Annotated in this window: 20 protein-coding genes; 5 read left to right on the top strand and 15 right to left on the bottom strand. The window is 51.7% G+C overall.

Annotation, left to right across the window (positions count from 1 at the left end; translation table 11 throughout):
* Positions 1-63 precede the first annotated feature (63 nt).
* Entirely contained in the window at positions 64-732 is a 669-nt protein-coding gene (locus VJY99_RS11165) for a MarC family NAAT transporter (RefSeq protein ID WP_324118424.1), read from the bottom strand.
* A gap of 197 nt (positions 733-929) precedes the next feature.
* Here VJY99_RS11165 and marR point away from each other — a divergent pair, with 197 nt between their 5' ends.
* The 4 genes from marR to ydeE all read left to right on the top strand — a co-directional run bounded on the left by marR (position 930) and on the right by ydeE (position 3,429).
* Positions 930-1,364, top strand: a complete 435-nt coding sequence (gene marR / locus VJY99_RS11160) for a multiple antibiotic resistance transcriptional regulator MarR (RefSeq protein WP_324118422.1) — start codon at positions 930-932, stop codon at positions 1,362-1,364.
* 20 nt (positions 1,365-1,384) lie between these two features.
* Complete coding sequence (marA, locus tag VJY99_RS11155) at positions 1,385-1,759, top strand: MDR efflux pump AcrAB transcriptional activator MarA (RefSeq protein ID WP_324118421.1); 375 nt, start codon at positions 1,385-1,387, stop codon at positions 1,757-1,759.
* Positions 1,760-1,811: 52 nt separating this feature from the next.
* Complete coding sequence (gene marB / locus VJY99_RS11150; protein WP_324118419.1) at positions 1,812-2,021, top strand: multiple antibiotic resistance regulatory protein MarB; 210 nt, start codon at positions 1,812-1,814, stop codon at positions 2,019-2,021.
* Positions 2,022-2,226: 205 nt separating this feature from the next.
* Positions 2,227-3,429, top strand: coding sequence for an efflux MFS transporter YdeE (gene ydeE / locus VJY99_RS11145; protein ID WP_324118417.1), 1,203 nt, complete (start codon positions 2,227-2,229; stop codon positions 3,427-3,429).
* A 77-nt stretch (positions 3,430-3,506) separates the two neighbouring features.
* Here the strand turns inward: ydeE and VJY99_RS11140 are convergent, their stop codons facing one another.
* From VJY99_RS11140 to VJY99_RS11075, 14 genes are all read right to left on the bottom strand, one after another.
* On the bottom strand, positions 3,507-4,235 hold the full coding sequence (locus VJY99_RS11140) for a GNAT family protein (RefSeq protein WP_324118415.1): 729 nt from the start codon (positions 4,233-4,235) through the stop codon (positions 3,507-3,509).
* Between the two features lie 139 nt (positions 4,236-4,374).
* A complete protein-coding gene (locus VJY99_RS11135; protein ID WP_324118413.1) occupies positions 4,375-4,773 on the bottom strand; it encodes a hypothetical protein in 399 nt (132 codons plus the stop codon).
* Positions 4,754-5,578, bottom strand: a complete 825-nt coding sequence (locus VJY99_RS11130; RefSeq protein ID WP_324118412.1) for a hypothetical protein — start codon at positions 5,576-5,578, stop codon at positions 4,754-4,756. Before VJY99_RS11130 ends, VJY99_RS11135 begins: the two co-directional genes overlap by 20 nt.
* A 91-nt stretch (positions 5,579-5,669) precedes the next feature.
* Positions 5,670-6,368: an urea ABC transporter ATP-binding subunit UrtE gene (gene urtE / locus VJY99_RS11125; RefSeq protein ID WP_324118410.1), complete on the bottom strand. Its 699-nt coding sequence runs from the start codon at positions 6,366-6,368 to the stop codon at positions 5,670-5,672.
* A gap of 32 nt (positions 6,369-6,400) precedes the next feature.
* Positions 6,401-7,198: an urea ABC transporter ATP-binding protein UrtD gene (urtD, locus tag VJY99_RS11120; RefSeq protein ID WP_324118408.1), complete on the bottom strand. Its 798-nt coding sequence runs from the start codon at positions 7,196-7,198 to the stop codon at positions 6,401-6,403.
* The gene (gene urtC / locus VJY99_RS11115) at positions 7,198-8,271 is read right to left on the bottom strand and encodes an urea ABC transporter permease subunit UrtC (RefSeq protein ID WP_324118407.1); all 1,074 of its coding nucleotides are present in this window, start codon (positions 8,269-8,271) and stop codon (positions 7,198-7,200) included. The genes urtD and urtC overlap by 1 nt, the downstream gene beginning before the upstream one ends.
* The gene (urtB, locus tag VJY99_RS11110; RefSeq protein WP_324118405.1) at positions 8,271-9,836 is read right to left on the bottom strand and encodes an urea ABC transporter permease subunit UrtB; all 1,566 of its coding nucleotides are present in this window, start codon (positions 9,834-9,836) and stop codon (positions 8,271-8,273) included. Before urtB ends, urtC begins: the two co-directional genes overlap by 1 nt.
* Positions 9,837-10,007: 171 nt before the next feature.
* Complete coding sequence (gene urtA / locus VJY99_RS11105; protein ID WP_324118403.1) at positions 10,008-11,279, bottom strand: urea ABC transporter substrate-binding protein; 1,272 nt, start codon at positions 11,277-11,279, stop codon at positions 10,008-10,010.
* Positions 11,280-11,428: 149 nt separating this feature from the next.
* Positions 11,429-12,115, bottom strand: coding sequence for a GntR family transcriptional regulator (locus tag VJY99_RS11100; RefSeq protein ID WP_324118401.1), 687 nt, complete (start codon positions 12,113-12,115; stop codon positions 11,429-11,431).
* A gap of 22 nt (positions 12,116-12,137) precedes the next feature.
* Positions 12,138-15,758: an urea carboxylase gene (gene uca, locus VJY99_RS11095; protein WP_324118399.1), complete on the bottom strand. Its 3,621-nt coding sequence runs from the start codon at positions 15,756-15,758 to the stop codon at positions 12,138-12,140.
* A gap of 10 nt (positions 15,759-15,768) precedes the next feature.
* Positions 15,769-17,577, bottom strand: a complete 1,809-nt coding sequence (gene atzF, locus VJY99_RS11090) for an allophanate hydrolase (RefSeq protein ID WP_324118397.1) — start codon at positions 17,575-17,577, stop codon at positions 15,769-15,771.
* A gap of 329 nt (positions 17,578-17,906) precedes the next feature.
* Entirely contained in the window at positions 17,907-18,140 is a 234-nt protein-coding gene (locus VJY99_RS11085) for a DUF2526 family protein (RefSeq protein WP_324118395.1), read from the bottom strand.
* Positions 18,141-18,261: 121 nt separating this feature from the next.
* Entirely contained in the window at positions 18,262-19,860 is a 1,599-nt protein-coding gene (locus VJY99_RS11080; RefSeq protein WP_324118393.1) for an ABC transporter substrate-binding protein, read from the bottom strand.
* A 199-nt stretch (positions 19,861-20,059) separates the two neighbouring features.
* The gene (locus VJY99_RS11075) at positions 20,060-20,773 is read right to left on the bottom strand and encodes a glutamine amidotransferase (protein ID WP_324118391.1); all 714 of its coding nucleotides are present in this window, start codon (positions 20,771-20,773) and stop codon (positions 20,060-20,062) included.
* Positions 20,774-20,968: 195 nt separating this feature from the next.
* Between VJY99_RS11075 and VJY99_RS11070 the strand changes: the two genes are divergently transcribed.
* Positions 20,969-21,789, top strand: an 821-nt coding sequence (locus VJY99_RS11070; protein WP_324118389.1) for an SrfA family protein, incomplete at its 3' end; no start/stop codon positions are given.

Genomic DNA, 21,789 nt, shown 5'->3' with positions numbered 1-21,789 from the left:
CGGGTGGTGCAAGACTCACCCGACATCCCTTTTCTTACTCTTAATGATTCTGACAGCCAGTGATTACCCAGGGAAATGGGTAATTATTTCCAACACGCCGTTAATAATAAACTGCACGCCCATACAGACTAATAAGAAGCCCATCAGACGGGAAATCGCGTCGATTCCGCCTTTACCCACAACTCGCATAATCGCGCCAGAGCTACGTAAACTCCCCCACAAGATAATCCCCACCAAGGCAAAGATTAATGGTGGCGCCACCAGCACAACCCAATAGGGAAAATCGACACCGTGTTCAATCGTTGACGATGAACTGATGATCATTGCGATGGTACCTGGCCCCGCCGTGCTAGGCATGGCAAGCGGAACAAAGGCAATGTTGGTATCCGGTTCTTCTATCAGTTCTTCAGCTTTGCTGTCGGCTTCCGGTGATTCATGCCCCTTTGGCTGCGGGAACAACATCCGAAAACCAATGAAAGCAACAATTAATCCCCCAGCAATACGCAGGCCGGGTATGGAAATACCAAAGGTATTCATCACAACCTGACCGGCGTAATACGCAACCATCATGATAATAAACACGTGGACTGACGCCATCATCGCGGTTTTATCACGTGCCTGTTTGTTCATATCTCCGGCGAGACCAAGGAACAATGCTACCGTGGTTAATGGGTTCGCCAGCGGTAATAACACCACCAGCCCCAAGCCTACGGCCTTAATCAATTCCACCATATTGAGTCCTTAACGTCGGTTGCTTTTGCGTTGCTGAGTATAGCAGCCAACGTTGGTGATTTTCGTTAAAGGATTTGCCTTATTGTTAAAGCTGAAGCGTTTTAGCAATTCGTGTCATCAGCGATTCATCAGGTTGACTTATAGTTGCCTGAGCAATAATATCTGCCGTGATTAAATGTACTTGCCTGGGCAATCAAATGACAAACACTAACAATCTGTTTAACGAAATGATCCCGCTCGGGCAGCTGATCTATATGGTTAACCAGTACAAGGATCGCCTGCTCAACGAGCATCTTTCCCCGCTGGATGTCACCTCACCGCAATTTAAAGTGCTCTGCTCCATCTACCGTGAAGAATGCATTACCCCGATGGCGTTGAAAAAAGCACTTTCCGTTGATCTGGGTGCGTTAACTCGCATGTTAGACCGCTTGTTATGTAAGGGATGGATTGAACGTTTACCTAATCCAAACGACAAGCGCGGTGTGCTGATACGGCTAACGCCTGCAGGAAAAACGCTTTGCGAAAAGTGCCGCAGTCTTTTGGGGCAAAGCATGCATCAAGAACTGATCAAAAACCTGACAGCCGATGAAGCCGATACGCTTTATCACTTGCTATCCAAGGTATTACCGTAAACCTGAAAAGAGGTGAAACGATGTCCAGACGGAACAATGATTCAATAACAATTCAAAGTATTTTGGACTGGATTGAAGAGAACCTGGAAAACCCTCTGTCACTTGAGAAGGTTTCGCAGCGTTCTGGCTACTCAAAGTGGCACCTGCAAAGGATGTTTAAAAAAGAAACCGGTCATTCATTAGGCCAATACATCCGCAATCGCAAATTGACTGAGATCGCTCTCAAGTTGAAACAAAGCAACGAGCCGATTCTCTATTTAGCAGAACAATACGGATTTGAGTCACAACAGACACTTACCCGCACGTTCAAGAATTACTTTTCTGTACCTCCTCATCGCTACCGCGTTGCGTGTTCAGGTGGTGAAGGAAAGTACATTCATCCGCTAAATCATTAACACTGTTAACAAATGCTATGCAACCGTCTGTTCACTCAGACACCGAGGATTTATGAAACGTTTTATCTCCGCTGCAAGCCTGCTTTTGATTCTGGCTTCCACTCATGCTCTGGCGGAGCAATCAAGTCAATTCAATGCCACGCAAGCCAATCAAGGCAACATGATTATCCCAACCTCTGATAACCATGTCGACAACAGCCATATCATGGGCGATAAGTCCGAATGGTTGGGTACGCCCTACTATCAAGAAAACGACAACTGATTATTGACTGCTGGCGGGTATTTCTCATCGCACCCGCCAGTGCTAGCTCACCACCGCCCTGCGAACCCTCAAGCCAAAGACAAAATCGGCGGACGCGCATCGAAGTACAGAAAGCAACTCCTGAAAAACAGCGTCTATACTTCACCAAATCTTCATGCTAAATCTGAATCCCCCCAATTAATCATCAGTAAAAACAATCGATAAAATGGTTTCTTTAACGACGCGTTTTTCCGGCAAGCAACTCTCCATCAGCGTTTTACTGCTCTCTTCACTGCTGCTTACGGTAGGTCGCGGGCTGACGCTACCCTTCATGACCATTTACCTTTCCCAGCAGTACACCATGCCGTTAACGGAAATTGGTATGGCGCTGACGATTGCGCTCACCGCAGGCGTGGTTTTTAGTCTCTGGTTTGGCATCCTGGCGGACAGCTTCGATAAGAAAAAATGCATGCTGCTGGCGATTGTTATTTTCCTCGGTGGATTTGTGGCCATCCCTCTGGTCAATAATGCCATTTTAGTGGTGGTGTTTTACTCGCTAATTAACTGCGCCTATTCGGTCTTTGCGACCGTGCTGAAGGGCTATTTCGCCGACACACTGGAAATTCACCAGAAACCTAAAATCTTCTCGCTCAATTATACCTTCGCCAATATTGGTTGGACGGTTGGCCCACCGATTGGCACGTTGGCGGTGCTTTACAGCACCAACCTGCCATTCTGGTTATCCGGCCTGACGGCAATCATTCCGTTTATCGTGATTAGCCGTTATGTACATAGCGTGCCGGTGAGCGAAATCCAGCAAAGCAGCAGCGTCAGGCTTTCTCCGAGCCTGATGCTCAAAGATAAGTCGCTGATGTATTTCACCCTTTCGTCCTTCCTCGGTTCACTGGTATTCGGCTCTTTTGCCGCCTGTTTATCGCAGTATGCCATTGCCGTCTCGGACTCGAATCTGGCGCAGAACGTGGTGGGTGTGGTGTTACCCGTCAATGCAATGGTCGTGGTGGCTTTTCAATACATGGTCGGCAAACGTATTCGCCCGGACAACATCAAAAAGCTGATGGGCTACGGCACGCTATTTTTTATGGCAGGACTGGCAGGCTTTATGATTTCGGGCGACAACCTGCTGTTATGGGGTTTGTCGGCCGCAGTATTTACTATTGGGGAGCTGATTTTTGCCCCTGGCGAATACATGCTGGTGGATAACATCGCCCCTGCGGGATTGAAAGCGAGTTATTTCTCGGCACAGCAACTGGGGTGGTTAGGTGGCGCATGTAACCCGCTGTTCACTGGCTTAATGCTGACCTGGATGCCGCCGTTTATGTTGTTTGTAGTGTTGATGGTGGCGATTATGCTGGCGTATTGGATGGTCGTGCGAGGGATGGCGGTAAAACCGCAGTTGGCTCTCAAGTAAAAGGTGGATGACGCTCACGCTTATCCACCTTACAACACGATGACACCCGGTGCGCGCCCAATACCTTGCCGCGCGATTCAGATATCGGTTGGACAACGGTGATTCAGGCTGTCACGGATCTGCGACAACCCCATTTTCTGTACGCCGCCTGGCATATTCTCAACAGAAAGCCAGCGTTCAAAGGCTTGCTCGAGGGTCGGCCACTCGCTATCAATAATCGAAAACCATGCGGTATCACGCGTGCGCTGTTTGTACACTATCGCCTGGCGGAACAACCCTTCATAACTAAAACCTAAACGAATCGCTGCCTGGTGCGATGGGGCATTTAAGCTGTCGCATTTCCATTCGTAGCGACGGTAACCTAGCCCAAAAGCGTATTTCATCAACAGAAAATGGGCTTCGGTTGCCTGCACGGTGCGCTGCAACAGCGGCGTATACATCACAAAACCAACTTCCACCACGCCGTTAGCCGGGTCGATGCGCATCAGTGACAGGCTCCCAAGCGCTTTACCACTTCGGGAATCGACAACCGCATAATGCAGCGGATCGTTGCTCTGTGCGGCGCTGGCAATAAAATCGGAAAATTGCTGTTGCTCAGCAAATGGTCCAATACTTAGATACGTCCAGCCACGGTCATCTTTTGCTGTACTCCACGCAGCCCATAAATCCGCGGCATGAACACGAGATAACGGTTCGAGGCGACAATAGCGCCCTTCTAGCGTAATCCGCTCCGGGCGTGGGCAAGGTTTCCACTCGGGAAGAGCGTTGCCCACAGGTTGCTGATATTCATTTGTTATGCCAGTCAATTCAGGCCTCCACGGGCGCATTAATGATAAGTTACCTGAATATAAACAAATTATGGCATAACAAACAGTGCCAAAATTTATGGGGGTTTAGCAGGCCATGTTTAGGGCTACTTACGCTTTAGAACCTGGATAGAATGACTCATTCCACATCCATTTTTTTACTGAATTTTTTGTCTATTTGCCATCTTCCAACTAAGAGAATGCCCCATGTAAAAACACTACAGATTATTATTAACAAAGTTCTCATAGGATAATCCCCTGCTATACCGTCATAGACAAAAAAACATATAATCCCAGCAACCAAAATCAAGCCAACCCTCAATGAGGTGAGCATTAATATAAAAAATGATGGCATGACTATAAATAGCAAATAGACTTTTACAAATACAAGCCCAACACCTCGACTTCTTACAAAATACAACGACTTATATAGCCCCACTGCACTATCATGTATAACACCCAGAAGAAAGCAACAAAATAGCACCATAAATAATTTTAAAGAAAATTTTACAACCCCACTATTTTTTCCATGCAGCATAACTTTGAACCTCCATTTCTGTTATTGGTTTCCTTAGTTCAGAGGCATGAACCTCTCTCGTGGCTTCCTTATATTCAACTATAGGGATTGACTTCCCACTTTCAGAAATAACAACCGGAACATAATCAATTCGCTCATAGAAGAAACGCTTACTGGCATAAAGAGCAGCCCTAAGTACAAAATAATTATCATAGGAGTTACTTTTATCAGCAGCGTCATAATATTTTCCAGACCCCCAGGTAATCCCAGTTGATACAGTATCTGGAATACTATGATATAGCCTATAAGTATCAATCGCGAAAGGAACCTGACCTATCGCATCAGTCCAATATGGATAGTTATCAATCATAACCATCAGGTATTTTGCCCCGCCTTGTGGATGAGCTTTCCAATCCCCTTCGGATTTTGCTCTGTACTGATATGCCGGTCTATCCACCTCTGCAAAATCCACAATATCCTGCCAGCTAAAATGTTTATAGGCAGAATAAGTCTCGGGGTTATCATTCAAATATATCAGCTCATGGTAGTTATCAGCGAGTGGTTCAAACCACTGCCAGGCAGTGTTATCATAAAGTTGTTGTGCTGTCAGGATTTCAAACTTCTCATCAGTCCCTTTCTTTAGTGCCAATGCAAAAAGAATGTCACCATTGCTTCTGGTAATAATCTTACAACTCGGAATGATACAAATTTCGACATGATTCTCAATTGCGGGACGACTCGTAGATTTGAATGTCAGGTAAGTTTTATTCTCTTTGGTACTAAAGGTATACGCCTTACCATTTATTACATGAATAGATTCTTTCACAATAACACATCTCCCTGATGACTTTATTTCCATAATAAACATTCTGGAGTGATATTACGTCAGGGAGAAAATAATACAATTTATTACGCAGTTATATCGCCACCAACCCTCTTACCCCATCCGTTTCCATATTGGCTCCGGCACCCCGTTGAATAATCGAACCGCGTGACATCACCAAATAGCTGTCGGCAAGATCGGCCGCGAAGTCATAAAACTGTTCGACCAATAAAATAGCCATGTCGCCTTTTGCCGCAAGGCTGCTAATAACCTGACCGATCTCCTTAATGACCGAGGGCTGAATGCCTTCGGTGGGTTCGTCCAGAATCAGTAATTGGGGTTTGCAGGCAAGCGCACGTCCAATCGCCAACTGTTGCTGTTGCCCACCGGAAAGGTCACCACCACGCCGCTGTTTCATCTCTTTTAGCACCGGGAAAAGCTGATAAATCTCTTCCGGCACCTGTTTTGCCTCCCGCCCGGCAAAACGCGAAAGCCCCATCAGCAAGTTTTCTTCCACCGTCAGGCGCGGGAAAATCTCACGGCCTTGCGGAACATAGGCAATTCCTGCCTGCACACGCTGGTGTGGTTTGCGGCTGGTAATGTTGGTTTGCTGCCAGTTAACGCTGCCTGATTTCGCGGGGATAAGCCCCATCAGGCATTTTAGTAAGGTACTTTTACCCACGCCGTTACGCCCAAGCAGGCAAGTTACTTCGCCGATGTTTGCTTCAAAAGAGACACCACGCAGAATATGGCTGCCTCCGTAGTATTGATTGAGATCGTTGACTTGCAGCATGGTTAGCTTCCTTTTGCTCATCCACCCAAAAATTACCGCCCCAGATAAACTTCAATCACCTGCTCGTTGGCCTGCACTTGACGCAGTGATCCTTCCGCCAACACCTGCCCTTGATGCAGCACGGTGACATGGTCGGCAATGGTTTCCACAAATCCCATATCGTGCTCTACCACCATTAATGAATGCTTACCTGCCAGCCCGCGAAACAGTTCGGCGGTGTACTCGGTCTCCGCGTCCGTCATGCCGGCAGCGGGTTCATCCAGTAGCAACAAATGCGGTTCCTGGACCAGCAACATGCCGATTTCCAGAAATTGCTTTTGGCCGTGAGAAAGCAGCCCGGCTTTACGGTGGCGTTCAGCGCCGAGGCGCAAAGTGACCAGCATTTCATCGATGCGGTCGCACTGCTCTGAATTGAGTTTCGCCCGCAAACTTGCCCACACCGATTTATCGGCTTTCTGCGCAATTTCCAGATTCTCGAACACCGTCAGCGCCTCAAATACCGTCGGTTTCTGAAATTTACGCCCAATGCCGCGTTTGGCGATCTCCGCTGGTTCAAGGCGTATAAGATCAGTCGATTGATCGTAAAACGCCCTGCCACTTTGCGGCCTGGTCTTGCCGGTTATCACATCCATCAACGTGGTTTTCCCGGCGCCATTCGGGCCAATGATGCAGCGCAGTTCACCGACGCCGATATTGAGCGACAGGTCAGTCAGCGCTTTGAATCCATCAAAACTCACATTGATGTTTTCCAGCATCAGAACCGGATCGGTCTGGTCGCGATAGCGGTCAGATTCATGCTGGCGGGTAAAAAGCGGTTCACCTGGCTGCATTACTTTTCTCCCTTACGCAGTAAACCAATCACGCCACGCGGTAAAAAGAGGGTGACGACGATGAAAATCAGACCGAGAAAAAGCTGCCAGTATTCCGGCACGGCCATGGTGAAGTAGCTTTTCGCGCCATTGACTAAACCCGCGCCGAGGATTGGGCCTATCAGCGTGCCGCGCCCGCCTAATGCCACCCAAATAGCGGCTTCGATGGAGTTAGTCGGTGACATTTCGCCGGGGTTAATAATCCCCACCTGCGGCACATACAACGCCCCCGCCAGGCCGCACAGCACGGCGGATAACGTCCATACCAGCAATTTAAAACCACGAGGATCGTAACCGCAGAATACCAGGCGGTTTTCCGCATCGCGCACCGCGGTGAGCACCCGGCCAAACTTGCTGCGAGCAAGCGCAAAACCGATGCCGAGACTGACGATAAGCAGCATAACTGTGGCGATAAACAAACCAATGCGGGTACTGGTAGCGGTAATCGGTAAGCCGAGCAGCGTGGTAAAACCGGTAAAACCATTGTTGCCGCCAAAGCCCGTTTCATTGCGAAAGAACAGCAACATTCCGGCGTAAGTTAGCGCCTGGGTCATGATGGAGAAATAAACACCTTTTATCTTTGAGCGAAAAGCAAAGAAGCCAAATACGAACGCGAGCAGTCCCGGTACCAGCACTATCAGCGCCAGCGCCCAGGCAAAATGCTGCGTCCCCCACCAGAACCACGGCAATTCATTCCAGCTCAGAAACGACATAAACGCGGGTAGCCCGTCTCCAGCGGCCTGGCGCATCAGATACATCCCCATCGCGTAACCACCCAGGGCGAAGAAAATGCCATGCCCCAACGAGAGCAGCCCGGCATATCCCCACACCAAATCCAGCGCGATGGCGACCACCGCGTAGCACAGGATTTTGCCAACCAGCGTCAAGGTATACGTCGACAAACTCAGTGGATGGCTGGCGGGCAATAGCGTCAGGAACGGTAATGTCAGCATCAGCGCCACAAGCAGCGCCCCCAACACCACCGACGTTCGTGGCGCTTTGCGGGTCAGAGTTAACGTCAGTGGTTGGCTCATCAGTCAATCACCCTCCCTTTGAGAGCAAACATGCCTTGCGGGCGTTTCTGAATAAACAGAATGATCAGCACAAGGATGAGGATTTTCCCGAGCACCGCGCCAATTTGCGGCTCGAGGATTTTGTTGAAGATACCCAACCCAAATGCGGCGGCAACGGTTCCCGCCAGCTGGCCAACGCCACCAAGCACCACCACCAGGAAGGAGTCAATAATGTAACCCTGGCCCAGTTCAGGCCCGACGTTACCGAGCTGTGAAAGCGCCACGCCACCAAGACCCGCAATCCCTGATCCCAGACCAAACGCCAGCATATCCACACGACCCGTTGGCACGCCGCAGCAGGCCGCCATAGCGCGGTTTTGCGTCACGGCACGCACATTCATCCCCAAACGGGTTTTATTGAGCAGCAGCCAGGTAAACAGCAACACCAGCATCACGAAGCCAATCACTACCAGACGATTCCACGGCAAAATGAGATTCGGCAACACCTGCACGCCACCAGAAAGCCACGCGGGATTCGCCACTTCCATGTTTTGCGCACCAAACACCATGCGCACAATTTGGATAAGCATCAGGCTGATACCCCAGGTTGCCAGCAGCGTTTCCAGTGGGCGACCATAAAGATGGCGAATAATCGTGCGCTCCAGCATCATGCCAATTCCGGCGGTAATCGCGAACGCCACCGGTAGCGCCACAATGGGGTAAAATGTCAGCCACTGCGGCGCGTATTGCTGAAAAGCACTTTGCACCATCCAGGTGGCATACGCGCCAAGCATCAGCATTTCGCCGTGTGCCATGTTGATAACACCCAGCAAACCATAAGTAATCGCAAGCCCGAGTGCTGCGAGCAGTAAAATAGACCCCAGAGAAAGCCCCATAAACGCCTGGCCGAGAATGTCGCCAAGCATTAAACGATGCTGAATTTTTTCCAGCCCCTGGCTTGCCGCAGTACGTACCTGCGCGTCGCTTTCGTTTTGGGGGTCGGTGAGCGGTTTTAGCAGCGCCTGGGTATCCGGGTCGGTGGAGTGGCTCAGCAGTTCGACCGCATTCAGGCGTACTTTGGCGTCGGTGCTGGTGAGTTGCAGGCGAGCCACCGCACCTTCGAGCGCGGTACGGACATCCTCGTCCTTCTCCACTGTAAGTCGTTGTTGTAGTAGCGGGAGTAAATCCGGCTGTGCGTCACGCTGGAGTGCCTTTGCCGCCTGTAAACGCTGCGTGACATTGTCACTTACCAGCTGATGGCTAGCCAGTGCGCCGCCTGCCAGAATACGTAAACGGTTGGTCAGCCGAAGTTTCTTAACCTCACCTGTCGGCTCTTTTACTTCGCCAAGTGGCGTGATTGTGGAATCGTTTTGCGCAAAAGCGTGATGTTGTGTGTCTATTACCAGACTTTCTTGCACCAGCGAACTCAGTAGCGGTAGGCGTTTGGCATCGGGAGCAGACGCCCAGCTTTGCAGCAGTTTGGTCTGCTGGGTACGGTTTGCCGCTGCAAAATCCTCAGCATCGCCCGCACGGGCGAAACACGGCAGCAACCAGGCCGCGATGAGCAGCCAGCGTACAAGTTTCATGGGCGTCTCCTTTACCCTTGATACTTCAAGTTGTGGGTGCGTTGGCTGCCCGCCGTCCCCCCAGTCACAGAGTTATCTATGCTCCTGGGGGCTTACGCGTTTGCCGCCTTCCCACAACTCGAAATATTTTAGGTAGGTAAATTTTCCCTAACGCATGCGCCAGGATTAAGGCTAGTTGTTCGCCATTTTCACAGGCTCGTCAGACTTCTTGTCGTTGCCGGTGATGAACGGGCTCCACGGTTGTGCGCGTACCGGAGCGTCGGTTTGCCACACCACGTTGAACTGGCCGTTACCTTCAATTTCGCCAATCATCACAGGTTTATGCAGATGGTGGTTGGTGGCATCCATCGTCAGAGTAAAACCAGACGGGGCTTTGAAGGTTTGGCCTGCCATCGCGGCACGGACTTTATCGACGTCAGTGGTACCGGCTTTTTCCACCGCTTGCGCCCACATATGGATACCGACATAGGTCGCTTCCATCGGGTCATTGGTCACAACCGTGTCAGCATTCGGCAGCTTGTGGGCTTTGGCATAGGCTTTCCACTCGGCGACAAACGCTTTGTTGGTTGGGTTATCAACCGACTCGAAGTAGTTCCACGCCGCCAGGTTACCGACCAACGGTTTGGTGTCGATGCCGCGCAACTCTTCTTCACCCACCGAGAACGCGATGACCGGCACATCGGTCGCTTTCAGCCCCTGATTTGCCAGCTCTTTGTAGAACGGCACGTTGGAATCCCCGTTGATGGTGGAGATGACTGCCGTTTTCCCGCTGGCGGAGAATTTCTTGATGTTAGATACGATGGTCTGGTAATCGCTATAACCAAACGGGGTATAAACTTCTTCAATATCTTTATCCTGAATGCCTTTGGAGTGCAGGAACGCACGCAGGATTTTGTTGGTGGTACGCGGATAGACGTAATCCGTGCCCAGCAGGAAGTAGCGTTTCGCCGCCCCGCCGTCTTCGCTCATCAGGTATTCCAGGGCAGGAATCGCCTGCTGGTTGGGTGCGGCACCGGTATAGAACACATTTGGCGACATCTCTTCGCCTTCGTATTGCACCGGATAGAACAGTAAACCGTTCAGCTCTTCAAACACTGGCAGTACTGATTTGCGTGAAACCGATGTCCAACAGCCAAACACCACGGCCGTTTTGTCCTGGCTCAACAACTGGCGTGCCTTTTCAGCGAACAGCGGCCAGTTAGAGGCCGGGTCGACCACCACCGGTTCGAGCTGTTTACCCAGCACGCCGCCTTTGGCGTTAATGTCGGCAATCGTCATTAACGCCACATCTTTTAATGGCGTTTCAGAGATGGCCATCGTGCCGGACAGCGAGTGCATAATGCCGACTTTGATAGTGTCTGCGGCCTGCGCATTGAAGGCCAAACCCATGCTGATAACAGACGCGGAGAGCGCGAAGGCTTTGATGAAGGTGCGACGTTGCATAATGTATACCCCAATTAACCCTTCATACTTCAAGCTGCACCTTTGTTGGCTACGTTCACTTGCCCGAATCACTTAGTTCACTAAGCTCATCGGGACTCGCTCTCTTGCCGCCGCGATGCAACTCGAATTATTTTGGGTTTTAACCCGTGTTATCGAATAACCCCATGCTTCGCCTGATGAAGCATATGGAGAGTAATTTGACGAACCTCTTTCTGACTTGCGGCTATATGGTCGTGTAAGCGGGTTTGTGCCTCCTGAAGTTGACGGTTCAAAATAGCGAGCAAAATTTGCCCATGTTCGAGATAAGTAGCACTGACTCGTGGGCGTTTGGTGAAGTCCAGCCGCCGCACAATACGGATTTTTTCGGTAATTTCGCGATGGACTCGCGCCATTTCCGGGTTGCCTGTCGATTCAACGAGCGTCATATGAAAAACTTCGTCGTGGCAGGCAACTTCTGCGCCATCCTCCAGTTGTGGCGCATCAAGCCAGAACTGCTTGAGCGTCTGCAACGGTTGCGGGTGGTTATCCGCAGGCAAGATGCACAGGCGCTTGACCGCCTCGAGTTCCAGCACAATGCGCAGATCGTAAAGCGATTCCAGATAATCAAAGTCCACGGCTTTTATCTGCCAACCACTACGCGGCTGGACTTCGACATAACCTTCTTGTTCCAGCGCATACAGTGCCTGGCGAACCGGGGTCCGGCTGGCGGCCATACGCAGTGCGATGTCGTTTTCGCTAAAGCGGTCACCTGGAAGTAACTGGAAATCGAAAATTTCCTGTTTGAGTTGGCGGTAGATACGTTCAGCAACGCCTTCTGGTTTCTTAGTGGTTTGCATGTTTCACCGCCCTACAGCTCACTCACACCGCATCCAGCCACAGCAACGCATCACCCGGCCCTACTGGGCGGCCTTGCTGGCAACTGATACGCAACACGGTACCGTCACAAGGTGCGGCGACCATCAATTCCATCTTCATGGCCTCCACCACAATCAACGGCTCGCCTTGCTTCACGCTTTGCCCAGGCTCGACAAGGATCTTCCAGATATTGCCGTTCAGGTCAGCACTCACCAGATGGCCTTCCTGATCTTCAATCACCTCTTGTTCGGCAAGCATGGCGCTTTCGACGGCAGCACTTTCCTGCTCTTTCCAATTCGCCACTTCGCGGTCAAATGCGTGCTGTTGACGATGGCGGAAATCTGCGATGTCATCGGCGTTCTCATTGAGGAACTGCTGGTATTCAGGGAAATCGAATTCCGCTTCTTCAACGCGTACCTGCGCACGCCCTTCGCGGAATGCGCTGCGCAATTCGGTCAGTTCATCCTCCGTCACCGGATAGAAGCGCACCTGGTCGAAGAACTTCAGCAGCCAGGGTTCGTCGCCAAACTGTTCGTTCTTCAGGAATTTGTTCCAGATAGGCAGCGTGCGCCCCACCAGTTGGTATCCCCCCGGGGAATCCATGCCGTAGATGCACATATACATGCCGCCAATCCCAACGGTGCCTTCGGCAGTCCAGGTACGCGCCGGGTTATATTTCGAACTGAGTAAGCGGTGGCGTGGATCAAGCGGCACCGCACAAGGTGCGCCGAGATACACATCCCCGAGGCCGAGCACCAGATAGCTGGCGTCAAAGAGGATTTTCTTAACCTCGTCGCGGTGTGCGAGGCCATTGGTGCGCTGAATGAAATCGACGTTATTAGGCAGCCACGGCGCATCCGCACGGACGGTTTCCTTGTAACGCTCGACGGCGGCAAGTGTGGCGCTATCCTCAAAGGCCATCGGCAAATGCACTATGCGCGACGGGATTTTGAGTTTCTGGACGTCGCCAAGCTGTTTTTCCAGCCCCAGTAGCAAAGTGAGTAACTGCGACTGCGAAATATGCTGGCTGTCGTAACGCACCTGTAGCGAACGGACTCCCGGCGAAAGCTCTTCAATGCCCGATGTTGCGGTCTGTTTGATGGCGTTCATAAGAAGGTAAATACGCAGGCGCAACGCCAGATCCAGCACATTGTCGCCGTACTCGATAAGCAGATAGTTATCCCCCGCCTGGCGGTAAACCACAGCAGGACAATCGCCTTGAGCCTGCCGTTCCGCCAGCACCGCCGCACTTGAGGTGGTGGTCGGTGAAATTGACGGATGCAAATCCGGTAGCGTTAAAACATGCAGCAGATTGGTCACCGCCACATCCTGGGCTATCTCCAGCGATTGCGCGTGGTCAAAGGTAATGGCGTGGAAACGGATACGGTCACCAGGTTTTACCTGCCCGACTTTCCATAATTCCGCTTTGGCGATAGTGACCGGGCAAACAAACCCGCCAAGGCTTGGGCCGTCACGTGTCAAGATCACCGGGAAATCACCGGTAAAATTCACCGCGCCAATCGCATATTCGCAGTCGTGAACGTTGGAAGGATGCAGCCCTGCTTCCCCCCCATCGGCACGTGTCCACTCGGGTTTCGGCCCCATGAGGCGCACACCCAGGCGGTTGGAGTTGTAGTGAACTTGCCACTCGGATTCAAAGAATGTTTGCATTGATTCTGGGGTGAAAAAATCGGGTGCGCCGTGCGGCCCGTACAGCACGCCGATTTCCCAGACATCGCTGTATTTTGGAATAACCGCAGGTTCTGGCGTTTGCGGTAACGAAATCGGTGCAGGGGTGGTACACGCAGGCAAGCATGGCTGGGAAATCGCCAGCACATCGGCCACGCGTAAGGTCCGTCCAGCATGGCCGCCAAACTGCCCGAGGGCAAAGGTTGAACGGCTGCCAAGATAAACCGGCACATCAAAACCGTTACGCACCGCCAGATAGGTACGGCAACCGGAGGTCGCACGCCCCAGTTTCAAGGTTTGCCCCGCTTTGACGATAACCGGATGCCAGTACGTTACGGCCTCATCATCAAGCGTTGCCGGGCAATCAGCCCCGGTTAAGGCGATAATCGCATCGCTGTGAAAACGCAGCGTCGGGCCTTGTAAGGTAAATTCCAGCCCGGCGGCGGAGGGGTGATTACCGACAATCCGGTTTGCCAGACGGAAGGCAAAATCATCCATGGGGCCTGAGGGTGGCACGCCAATATCCCAGTAACCGAGGCGGCCTGGGCTGTCTTGCACGCTACTCCAGGTACCGGGTTCCAGTACTTCAATGGCATGCGCCTGATAAACCACGCTATCGAGTAAGCGCGTCCACATCACGCCGGCTTTAAATTCAGCCAGTTGTACGATTTGACGCAGGTAATCGAGATTGGTGGCGATGCCATGTAAACGCGTGGCCGCCAGAGCCGAGTTCAGTTTACTTAACGCTTGCTGACGATCGTCACCGTAGACGATCACTTTTGCGATCATGGGATCATAGAACGCGCTGACTTCGCTGCCCGTACTGACCCAACCGTCAACACGCACATCTTCCGGGAAAAACACATCCGTCAACACACCAGGGCTTGGCTGGAAGTTTTTCAGCGCATCTTCAGCGTAGATGCGCACTTCTATTGCGGCCCCTTTCGGCGCTTGCGCCATGCGCTGCCAGTCTAATGTGACGCCGGCCGCCACGTTTACCATGCACTCAATCAGATCAAGACCTGTGACCATCTCGGTGACAGGGTGTTCAACTTGCAAACGGGTGTTCACTTCGAGGAAGTAAAAGGCGTCACGCGGGGCGTCGTAGATAAACTCCACGGTGCCGGCGCTGCGGTAATTCACGGATTCACCCAACGCTACGGCAGCGGCATGAATCGCTTCACGGGTGGCCTGGGGCAAGTTGGGTGCCGGTGTTTCCTCAACCACTTTTTGATTACGGCGCTGTAACGAACAATCGCGTTCACCCAGAGCCAGCACTTTGCCTTTGCCGTCACCAAAAATTTGCACTTCGAGATGGCGCGCACGGTCAACAAAACGCTCGATAAACACCCCATCGTCGCTGAAAAACTGCTGCCCCATACGCTTCACGCTTGACCAGGCGTCAATCAATCCCGCTTCATCTTCACAACGCGTCAGCCCAATTCCCCCACCGCCCGCGGTAGTTTTTAACATCACCGGATAGCCAATTTCCGCCGCCGCCAGTTGCGCCTCTTTGAGCGTCAGCAACAGCCCAGTGCCCGGGGTCATCGGCACATTGGCTTTAAAGGCCAGTTCTCGGGCGCGATGTTTCAGGCCAAAATCGCGGATTTGCCCGGCCGTTGGGCCGATGAAAACCAGGCCGTTATCAACACATGCCTGCGCAAACTCGGCGCGTTCGGACAAAAATCCGTAACCGGGGAATATTGCCTGCGCCCCAGAAGCCAGCGCTGCGGCAATGATTTTCTCAATATCGAGATAGCTTTCAGCCGCCTTTTCGCCACCCAGCGCAATGGCGATATCGGCATCCACCACATGTTGGGCATTAGCGTCCGGGTCGGAGTAGACCGCAACACTTGCGATACCCATTTTCTTCAGCGTTTTAATCGCGCGAACGGCGATTTCACCGCGGTTTGCTATCAAGACTGAGCTAAACATGATGTTCTCCTTAGGCGCTGTGATGACGAGCAAGCCAGGCTTTCCAACCGCCCCACGCGGTGATATCTGTGGCATCCGTTAATGCTGCGGGTTCGCAAATAAACCCTTTCACTTCCCTGCCGTCTTCAAGCGTCAACGTGCCTATGCCCAGTGGCGCCGGGATTTCCGCTACAAATTCACCAAAGCGAGCTAGCGGGATATCCCACAGTTCAACGGCAATGGGCTGCCCCTCGGCACTGCGAGCGAGTCCCGGTTTTGGCGGCTGGGTATTGGCTAATGCGTAAAGACGGTAATTGGCGGCAGTGCGCGATTCTTCGATAAACACCGCATTGCGTGTGGTGAGCTGGTGGTTTAACGGCATGCCGCGCAGGTGCGCACCGACCATGGCTACGCGCACGTGGTTTGGCGAAGTTTTTACGCCATTGTTTGCGGAGCTACTCGCAGAAAACGGTTTGTCGGTCGCACCCAGTGGCAGATTCAACGCTTGTTGCCAGTGTTTGCCGAAGTGGCTCAGCGCCTGGTCATGCCATGCAGGGGCAATAAGCGTTATCCCTGCCGGTAAGCCGTCGGCACGGAAATCAGCGGGCAGCGCCAGGGCGCAGAGATCGGCAAGATTGGTGAAGTTGGTGTAAGTCCCAAACTGGGAGTTATAACGCACCGGCTCCTGAGCCATTTCTGCAAGGGTATGAATGGTTGGCGAAGTAGGCACGACCAGCGCGTCAAATTCGCTCAGTTGCGCATTAATCTTTTGCGCTAATTCAGCGCGGGTGTATTCCGCCTGCCAGGCATCACAGGCGGTGTAGTTCAGGCCATTTGCCACGATGCCGCGCACTATAGGGTCCATCGCTTCGGGCTGATTTTTGAAGATCTCACCCACGGCCACCGTACGTTCAGCCACCCACGCACCGTAATAGAGCTGTTGTGCTAACTGGTTAAAAACGCTGAAATCAATCGGCACCAGTTCTGCACCCAACTGCTGCAAACGTACCAGTGTCCTGGCGAATGCGGCTTCGCTGTCGGTATCGCCAAAAAACTCCAGTATGTCGGGAATGGCAAAACGCAGCTTTTCACTAAAACGTGCCGGAGCGGTTTGCGGGTGGGTGCGAGAGTATGCATCTTGTGAGCAGTAACCGCCCGCCACTGCGGCAACAGTTTCGGCATCTTCAACGGTCAGGGCGAATATCGACACGCAGTCGTTCAGGCGGCAGGCAGGCACGACGCCCGCGGTAGAAATCCAGCCTTTGGTCGGTTTCAGCCCCACGATATTGTTAAAACCCGCCGGTACGCGCCCAGAGCCCGCCGTATCAGTGCCTAACGAAAAGCACACCAGGCCTCGCGCCACTACGGATGCCGAACCGGAACTGGAACCGCCGCTGACATATTCTGGGTTGAAGGTGTTTTTTACTGCGCCAAACGGGGAACGCGTCCCCACCAGCCCGGTGGCAAACTGATCAAGGTTGGTTTTACCCACCACAACCGCGCCTGCGGCTTTCAGGCGAGCAATGACAGTCGCATCTTTTGCTGGTGTGTAAGTAAATTCACGACAAGCAGCACTGGTGGGCATTCCGGCAACATCAATATTATCTTTCGCCGCAAAAGGCACACCTAATAAAGGGAAGTCGCTCGCTTGTTTTTCACCAGAATTAATCACCTGGAAAATAGAGGTTAATTGCGCATAAATTTCGTCACGCGTAGCGATATATATCCAGGCGTTATCTTCACGGTTGAAATCCGCATCTAACTGCTGATAGGCCGCCACAAGTTGTTGTGGGTTCTGGCGGTAACATGCTACCCATTCAGACAAAGTTGCTACTGACATAAACTGGAATCCCATCTGGTATACAAGATGGGATGAATTAAGCATTAACCATGCCAGTTATTTAAATTACTGTATTTCAAGGAAATGAATTGAAGTATAATATTTACTTATTGTTTATTTGCACCACTGCGGCGCGTTATTCATTTTATTTAACGGTAATGGTGCACTTGATGATGCGAGGCTGCAAATAAAACAATGTTGTTAACCCTGTTAATATCAGCGATGGGGTTTATTTTTGCAGATATTGCTGCCCCCTTCTGTCACGCTTTACTGCCGAGATAGCCATTAGGGGCTGAGGGCATATTTCCCGCCGAACTGGCGGGAAACGTTTATACGATGGTGCCGCCTTTTGTTAAAGTTTCGCGGCGTGCTTCAGATTCGGCTTTTTGATGATGACCTTTTTGTGCAATGGCGATACGTAAACGTTGCTGCTGTTCGTAACGCTCTTCACGGCTCAATTCGGTATCGTCGCTCAAGACAATCAGCAGTTCATTCATATGTTCGATAACATTTTCTACGATCGCCGCATCTACGCGGGCGATAACATCTTCAAGATGCGCCATAACTCTCTCCTTAATTTTCGGCTTAATCGTGTAATGGTGGATGACGTTCACCGCCAATCCACCCTACAACAGCTTTTGTAGGTCGGATAAGCGTGAGCGTTATCCGACATTAACCTGAGTGTTAATTCAATTTCGCTTTCGAGAAATCGCTACCATTGGTGCTGACCGTGTAGCCCGTCACGTTGCTGCGCGTGGCGTAGAAGGTTTTGCCATTCGCCAGTGGGATCCACGGCGCTTGCTCATAAAACACTTCTTGTGCCTGCTCGTAAAGCTTGGCGCGAGCCGCAGGGTCGCTTATCAATTTCGCTTGCTGGGTCAACGCATCATACTTTTTGTCGCACCAGCGGGCGGCGTTCGAGCCACTTTTGATACTGCCACAACCCAGCAGTGTATCAGCAAAGTTATCTGGGTCGCCGTTATCGCTCATCCAGCCAAACAGTGCGGAGGAGTGTTCGCCCTTGCGCATGCCGGACAGGTATTCGCCCCACTCGAAAGTGACGATTTTGGCGTTCACACCGACTTTTGCCCAGTCAGCCTGAATCATCTCAGCGATGCGACGTGAGTTCGGGTTATACGGGCGCTGCACTGGCATTGACCACAAATCGGTTTCGAAGCCCTTCTCTAATCCCGCTTGTTTCAACAAGGCTTTCGCTTTTTCTGGATCGTAGCTGCGATCGCCCAGATCTTTATTAAAACCTAACATCGCAGGGGGAATCGGTGATTTTGCAATGGTGCCGGAACCCATAAACACGGCATTAATAATCGATTGTTTATCGACAGCGTAATTCAGTGCCTGGCGGACCAGCACGTTATCAAACGGTTTTTTAGTGGTGTTAAACGCCAGGTAACCGACGTTCAGTCCATCGACGGTGTGCAGCGCCAGGTCTTTATTCGCTTTGATGGCATCAAACTGGACCGGTGACGGCGCCGGGATAATCTGGCATTCGTTCTTCTGCAATTTCGCCATTCGGGTTTGCACATTTGGCGTGATGGAGAAGATCAGGTGTTTGGTTGGCACTTCACCGTTCCAGTAATTCGGGTTCGCCACATAGCGAATCACCGAATCCACTTTGTATTCCTGTAACGCATACGGGCCGGTGCCGATAGGTGCGGTATCCACCTTCTCTGGCGTGCCCGCTTTGAGCATGGCGTCGGCATATTCCGCCGAAAGAATCGAAGCAAAATCCATCCCCCAATCGGCGAGGAATGCCGCATTAGGCTGGCTCAGAGTGAACTGGACGTGATGGTCATCGATTTTTTTCACCTCCGTGATGAGCTTATCGAAACCCACATCATTGAAGTATTCATAATTCGCTTGCGAGACATTGTGATACGGGTTTTTCGGGTCTTTCTGGCGCATCACCGAGAAGACCACATCGTCTGCGTTAAAATCGCGCGTCGGTTTAAATGCTTTATTACTGTTGAATTTCACACCTTTACGCAGAGTAAACGTATAGGTTTTACCATCTTTGCTGATGTCCCATGCGGTTGCCAGTGACGGTACCGGCACGTTATCGCTTGGGCCAAATTCTACCAGGCGGTTGTACAGCGTTTGTGAGCTGGCAACAAAAGTGGGGCCGGAACTGGCGATTTGCGGGTTGAAAGATTCTGGAGAGGCTTCTGAACAGTAAACCAGTGTGTTATTTGCGGCGGCAAATGCGCCGCTTGCAGGTAATAAACTGGTTAATAGCAGCGCGAGAAGTGTTTTCCCTGTCGACATATTTTTGCCTTTTGTTGGTACTTGCCAAATGAAATGGGGTGAGACTGATTTTGCCAGGTATTCGACCTGGCTTTTAGGAGATCAATAACACCATAGACCATCGTCGCTGACAAATAACAAAAGGCTCTCAGGTTATTCAATACCAGCGAGATTTGTGCAGTTTTACGCCAAAGGCAGCACGATATCTCGCCAGCAGCACTTACAGTAACGCAACAAACCGCTGAAGGATCGCGCGCGAAGTGGGTGTATCGCTGACTTTTCCCAGCAGCGCATCGCGGTCTTTGCCTTTCATCGCCACCCTTTCACTCCGGCTGGTAATGATTTTATTCATGACGGGTGCACTAAATTCCGGGTGGAATTGCACCGATAACGCACTCGGTGAATAACGGATAATTTGGTGTGGGTCGTGGCTGGATGCGCCTAATACCACCGCATCTGGCGGCAGAGTCAGCACGCTTTGCTCATGGCTTAAAAAGGTATCAAAGCGGTTTGGTAGGCCACTGAGCAATGGGTCATGAAGTGCTGCATCATTAAGCGTGACGGGGATTTGCCCGACTTCACTACCCTGCGGGTGATAATCCACGACGCCACCCAGCGCATAGGCCATCAACTGGTGCCCGTAACACACACCGAGCAGCGGAATATCTGCCTGAATCATTTCCCGTAGCCACTGTGCGGTGCGCTCACTCCATTCTTCATGTGCGGTCACCATCGACCACGAGCCTGAAATCACCGCGCCGCTAAATGTCCCAGCGGCGGGCAGCGCCTCGCCTTCAAACGGGCACACCACGCGAACAGGGCCAACATCCCCTAACGCGGCGTGAAACCATTGCGGTTGCTCGCCCACGGCCTTGCGAATATCTAAAGGTGGATGCCCCATTTGGACCAGTAATAACGGTAATTTTTCTGTCATTTATTGAGCACTCCCAAGCGTTTTCCAAGAATAATCAGTAGCACAAAACGTGATAACGCCCCAAGGACTTAAGTGCAATCGGTCGATAATTAGAAAAAATACCCGTCTCTTCCACCGTTTACTTGTGCAAAGAATCAGTAAAGTGGCAAGCGTGAAGATGGCTCAGATGGAGCTGAAAACAGCGGGATTGATGACGTGGCAAAAACATTATTGCGCAGCGGGTGCCTGGATGACTTTCTTTCGCTTGGCGAAAACGGGCAAACGGTGTTCGACTCAGCGCTCCAAATTCGTGAAACTTTGCGCTTACGCAAACAGCAGGCTGTCGTCGACAGTCTGGCAATACCTCAGCCAAACGATGAAGGCGACCGGGTCGACTGGTATGCGCCTTTTGAAGGCTCCGTCGTCAGTTGGGCTGCGGCCAGCGACGAACAACGCAAAAAAGCCCTGCGCTATCTCGATAACTGCCAGGCCAACGTCGCATCGCTAGTTCAGCGCTGCCAGCAGGCTGAAAAAACCGCCATCCAACTGTTTGGTTCGTTGCTCGCCAATGCGTTGCAATTCCCGGGCAACCAATATGTGTATCTTGTGGACGGGAAACCCGTGTTGACGTTTTGGGGTTTTGTAAACCTCAATAGTAGCGCCCGCACCGATGCACTGGATTGTTTGCGCATCAATGAAGAGCATGAACCGGTTATCGAGTTCATTCCCGAGGCGCCGCCTGCCCCCGCAGTGATTGTGCTGAGCGAGCCGGATGAGCCGCTCTACTCAATCGCGCCAGTGGTTGTTGCCGAGCCAGTTAGCGAAACGCTACCGTTACCAGAACCCGTTCCTGAAATCATGCCTCAGGTTCTGCCCGCTAAAAAGCCGACGCGTTGGGTGCTACCGGTGGCGGCCGCCATTGTCGCCTGCATCGCCGCACCACTCACTTATTATTGGGTATCGGCACCCCACGCAGAACCTTTAGAAAAGGTAGCGGAGGTTGTTAAACCGAAGGATATCGCACCTAAGGTGATTCA

The organism is Buttiauxella sp., from assembly GCF_035271705.1.
Taxonomy (GTDB): domain Bacteria; phylum Pseudomonadota; class Gammaproteobacteria; order Enterobacterales; family Enterobacteriaceae; genus Buttiauxella.
Note: the sequence above shows the minus strand (reverse complement) of the source record. Positions and strands in the feature narration are given on the sequence as shown.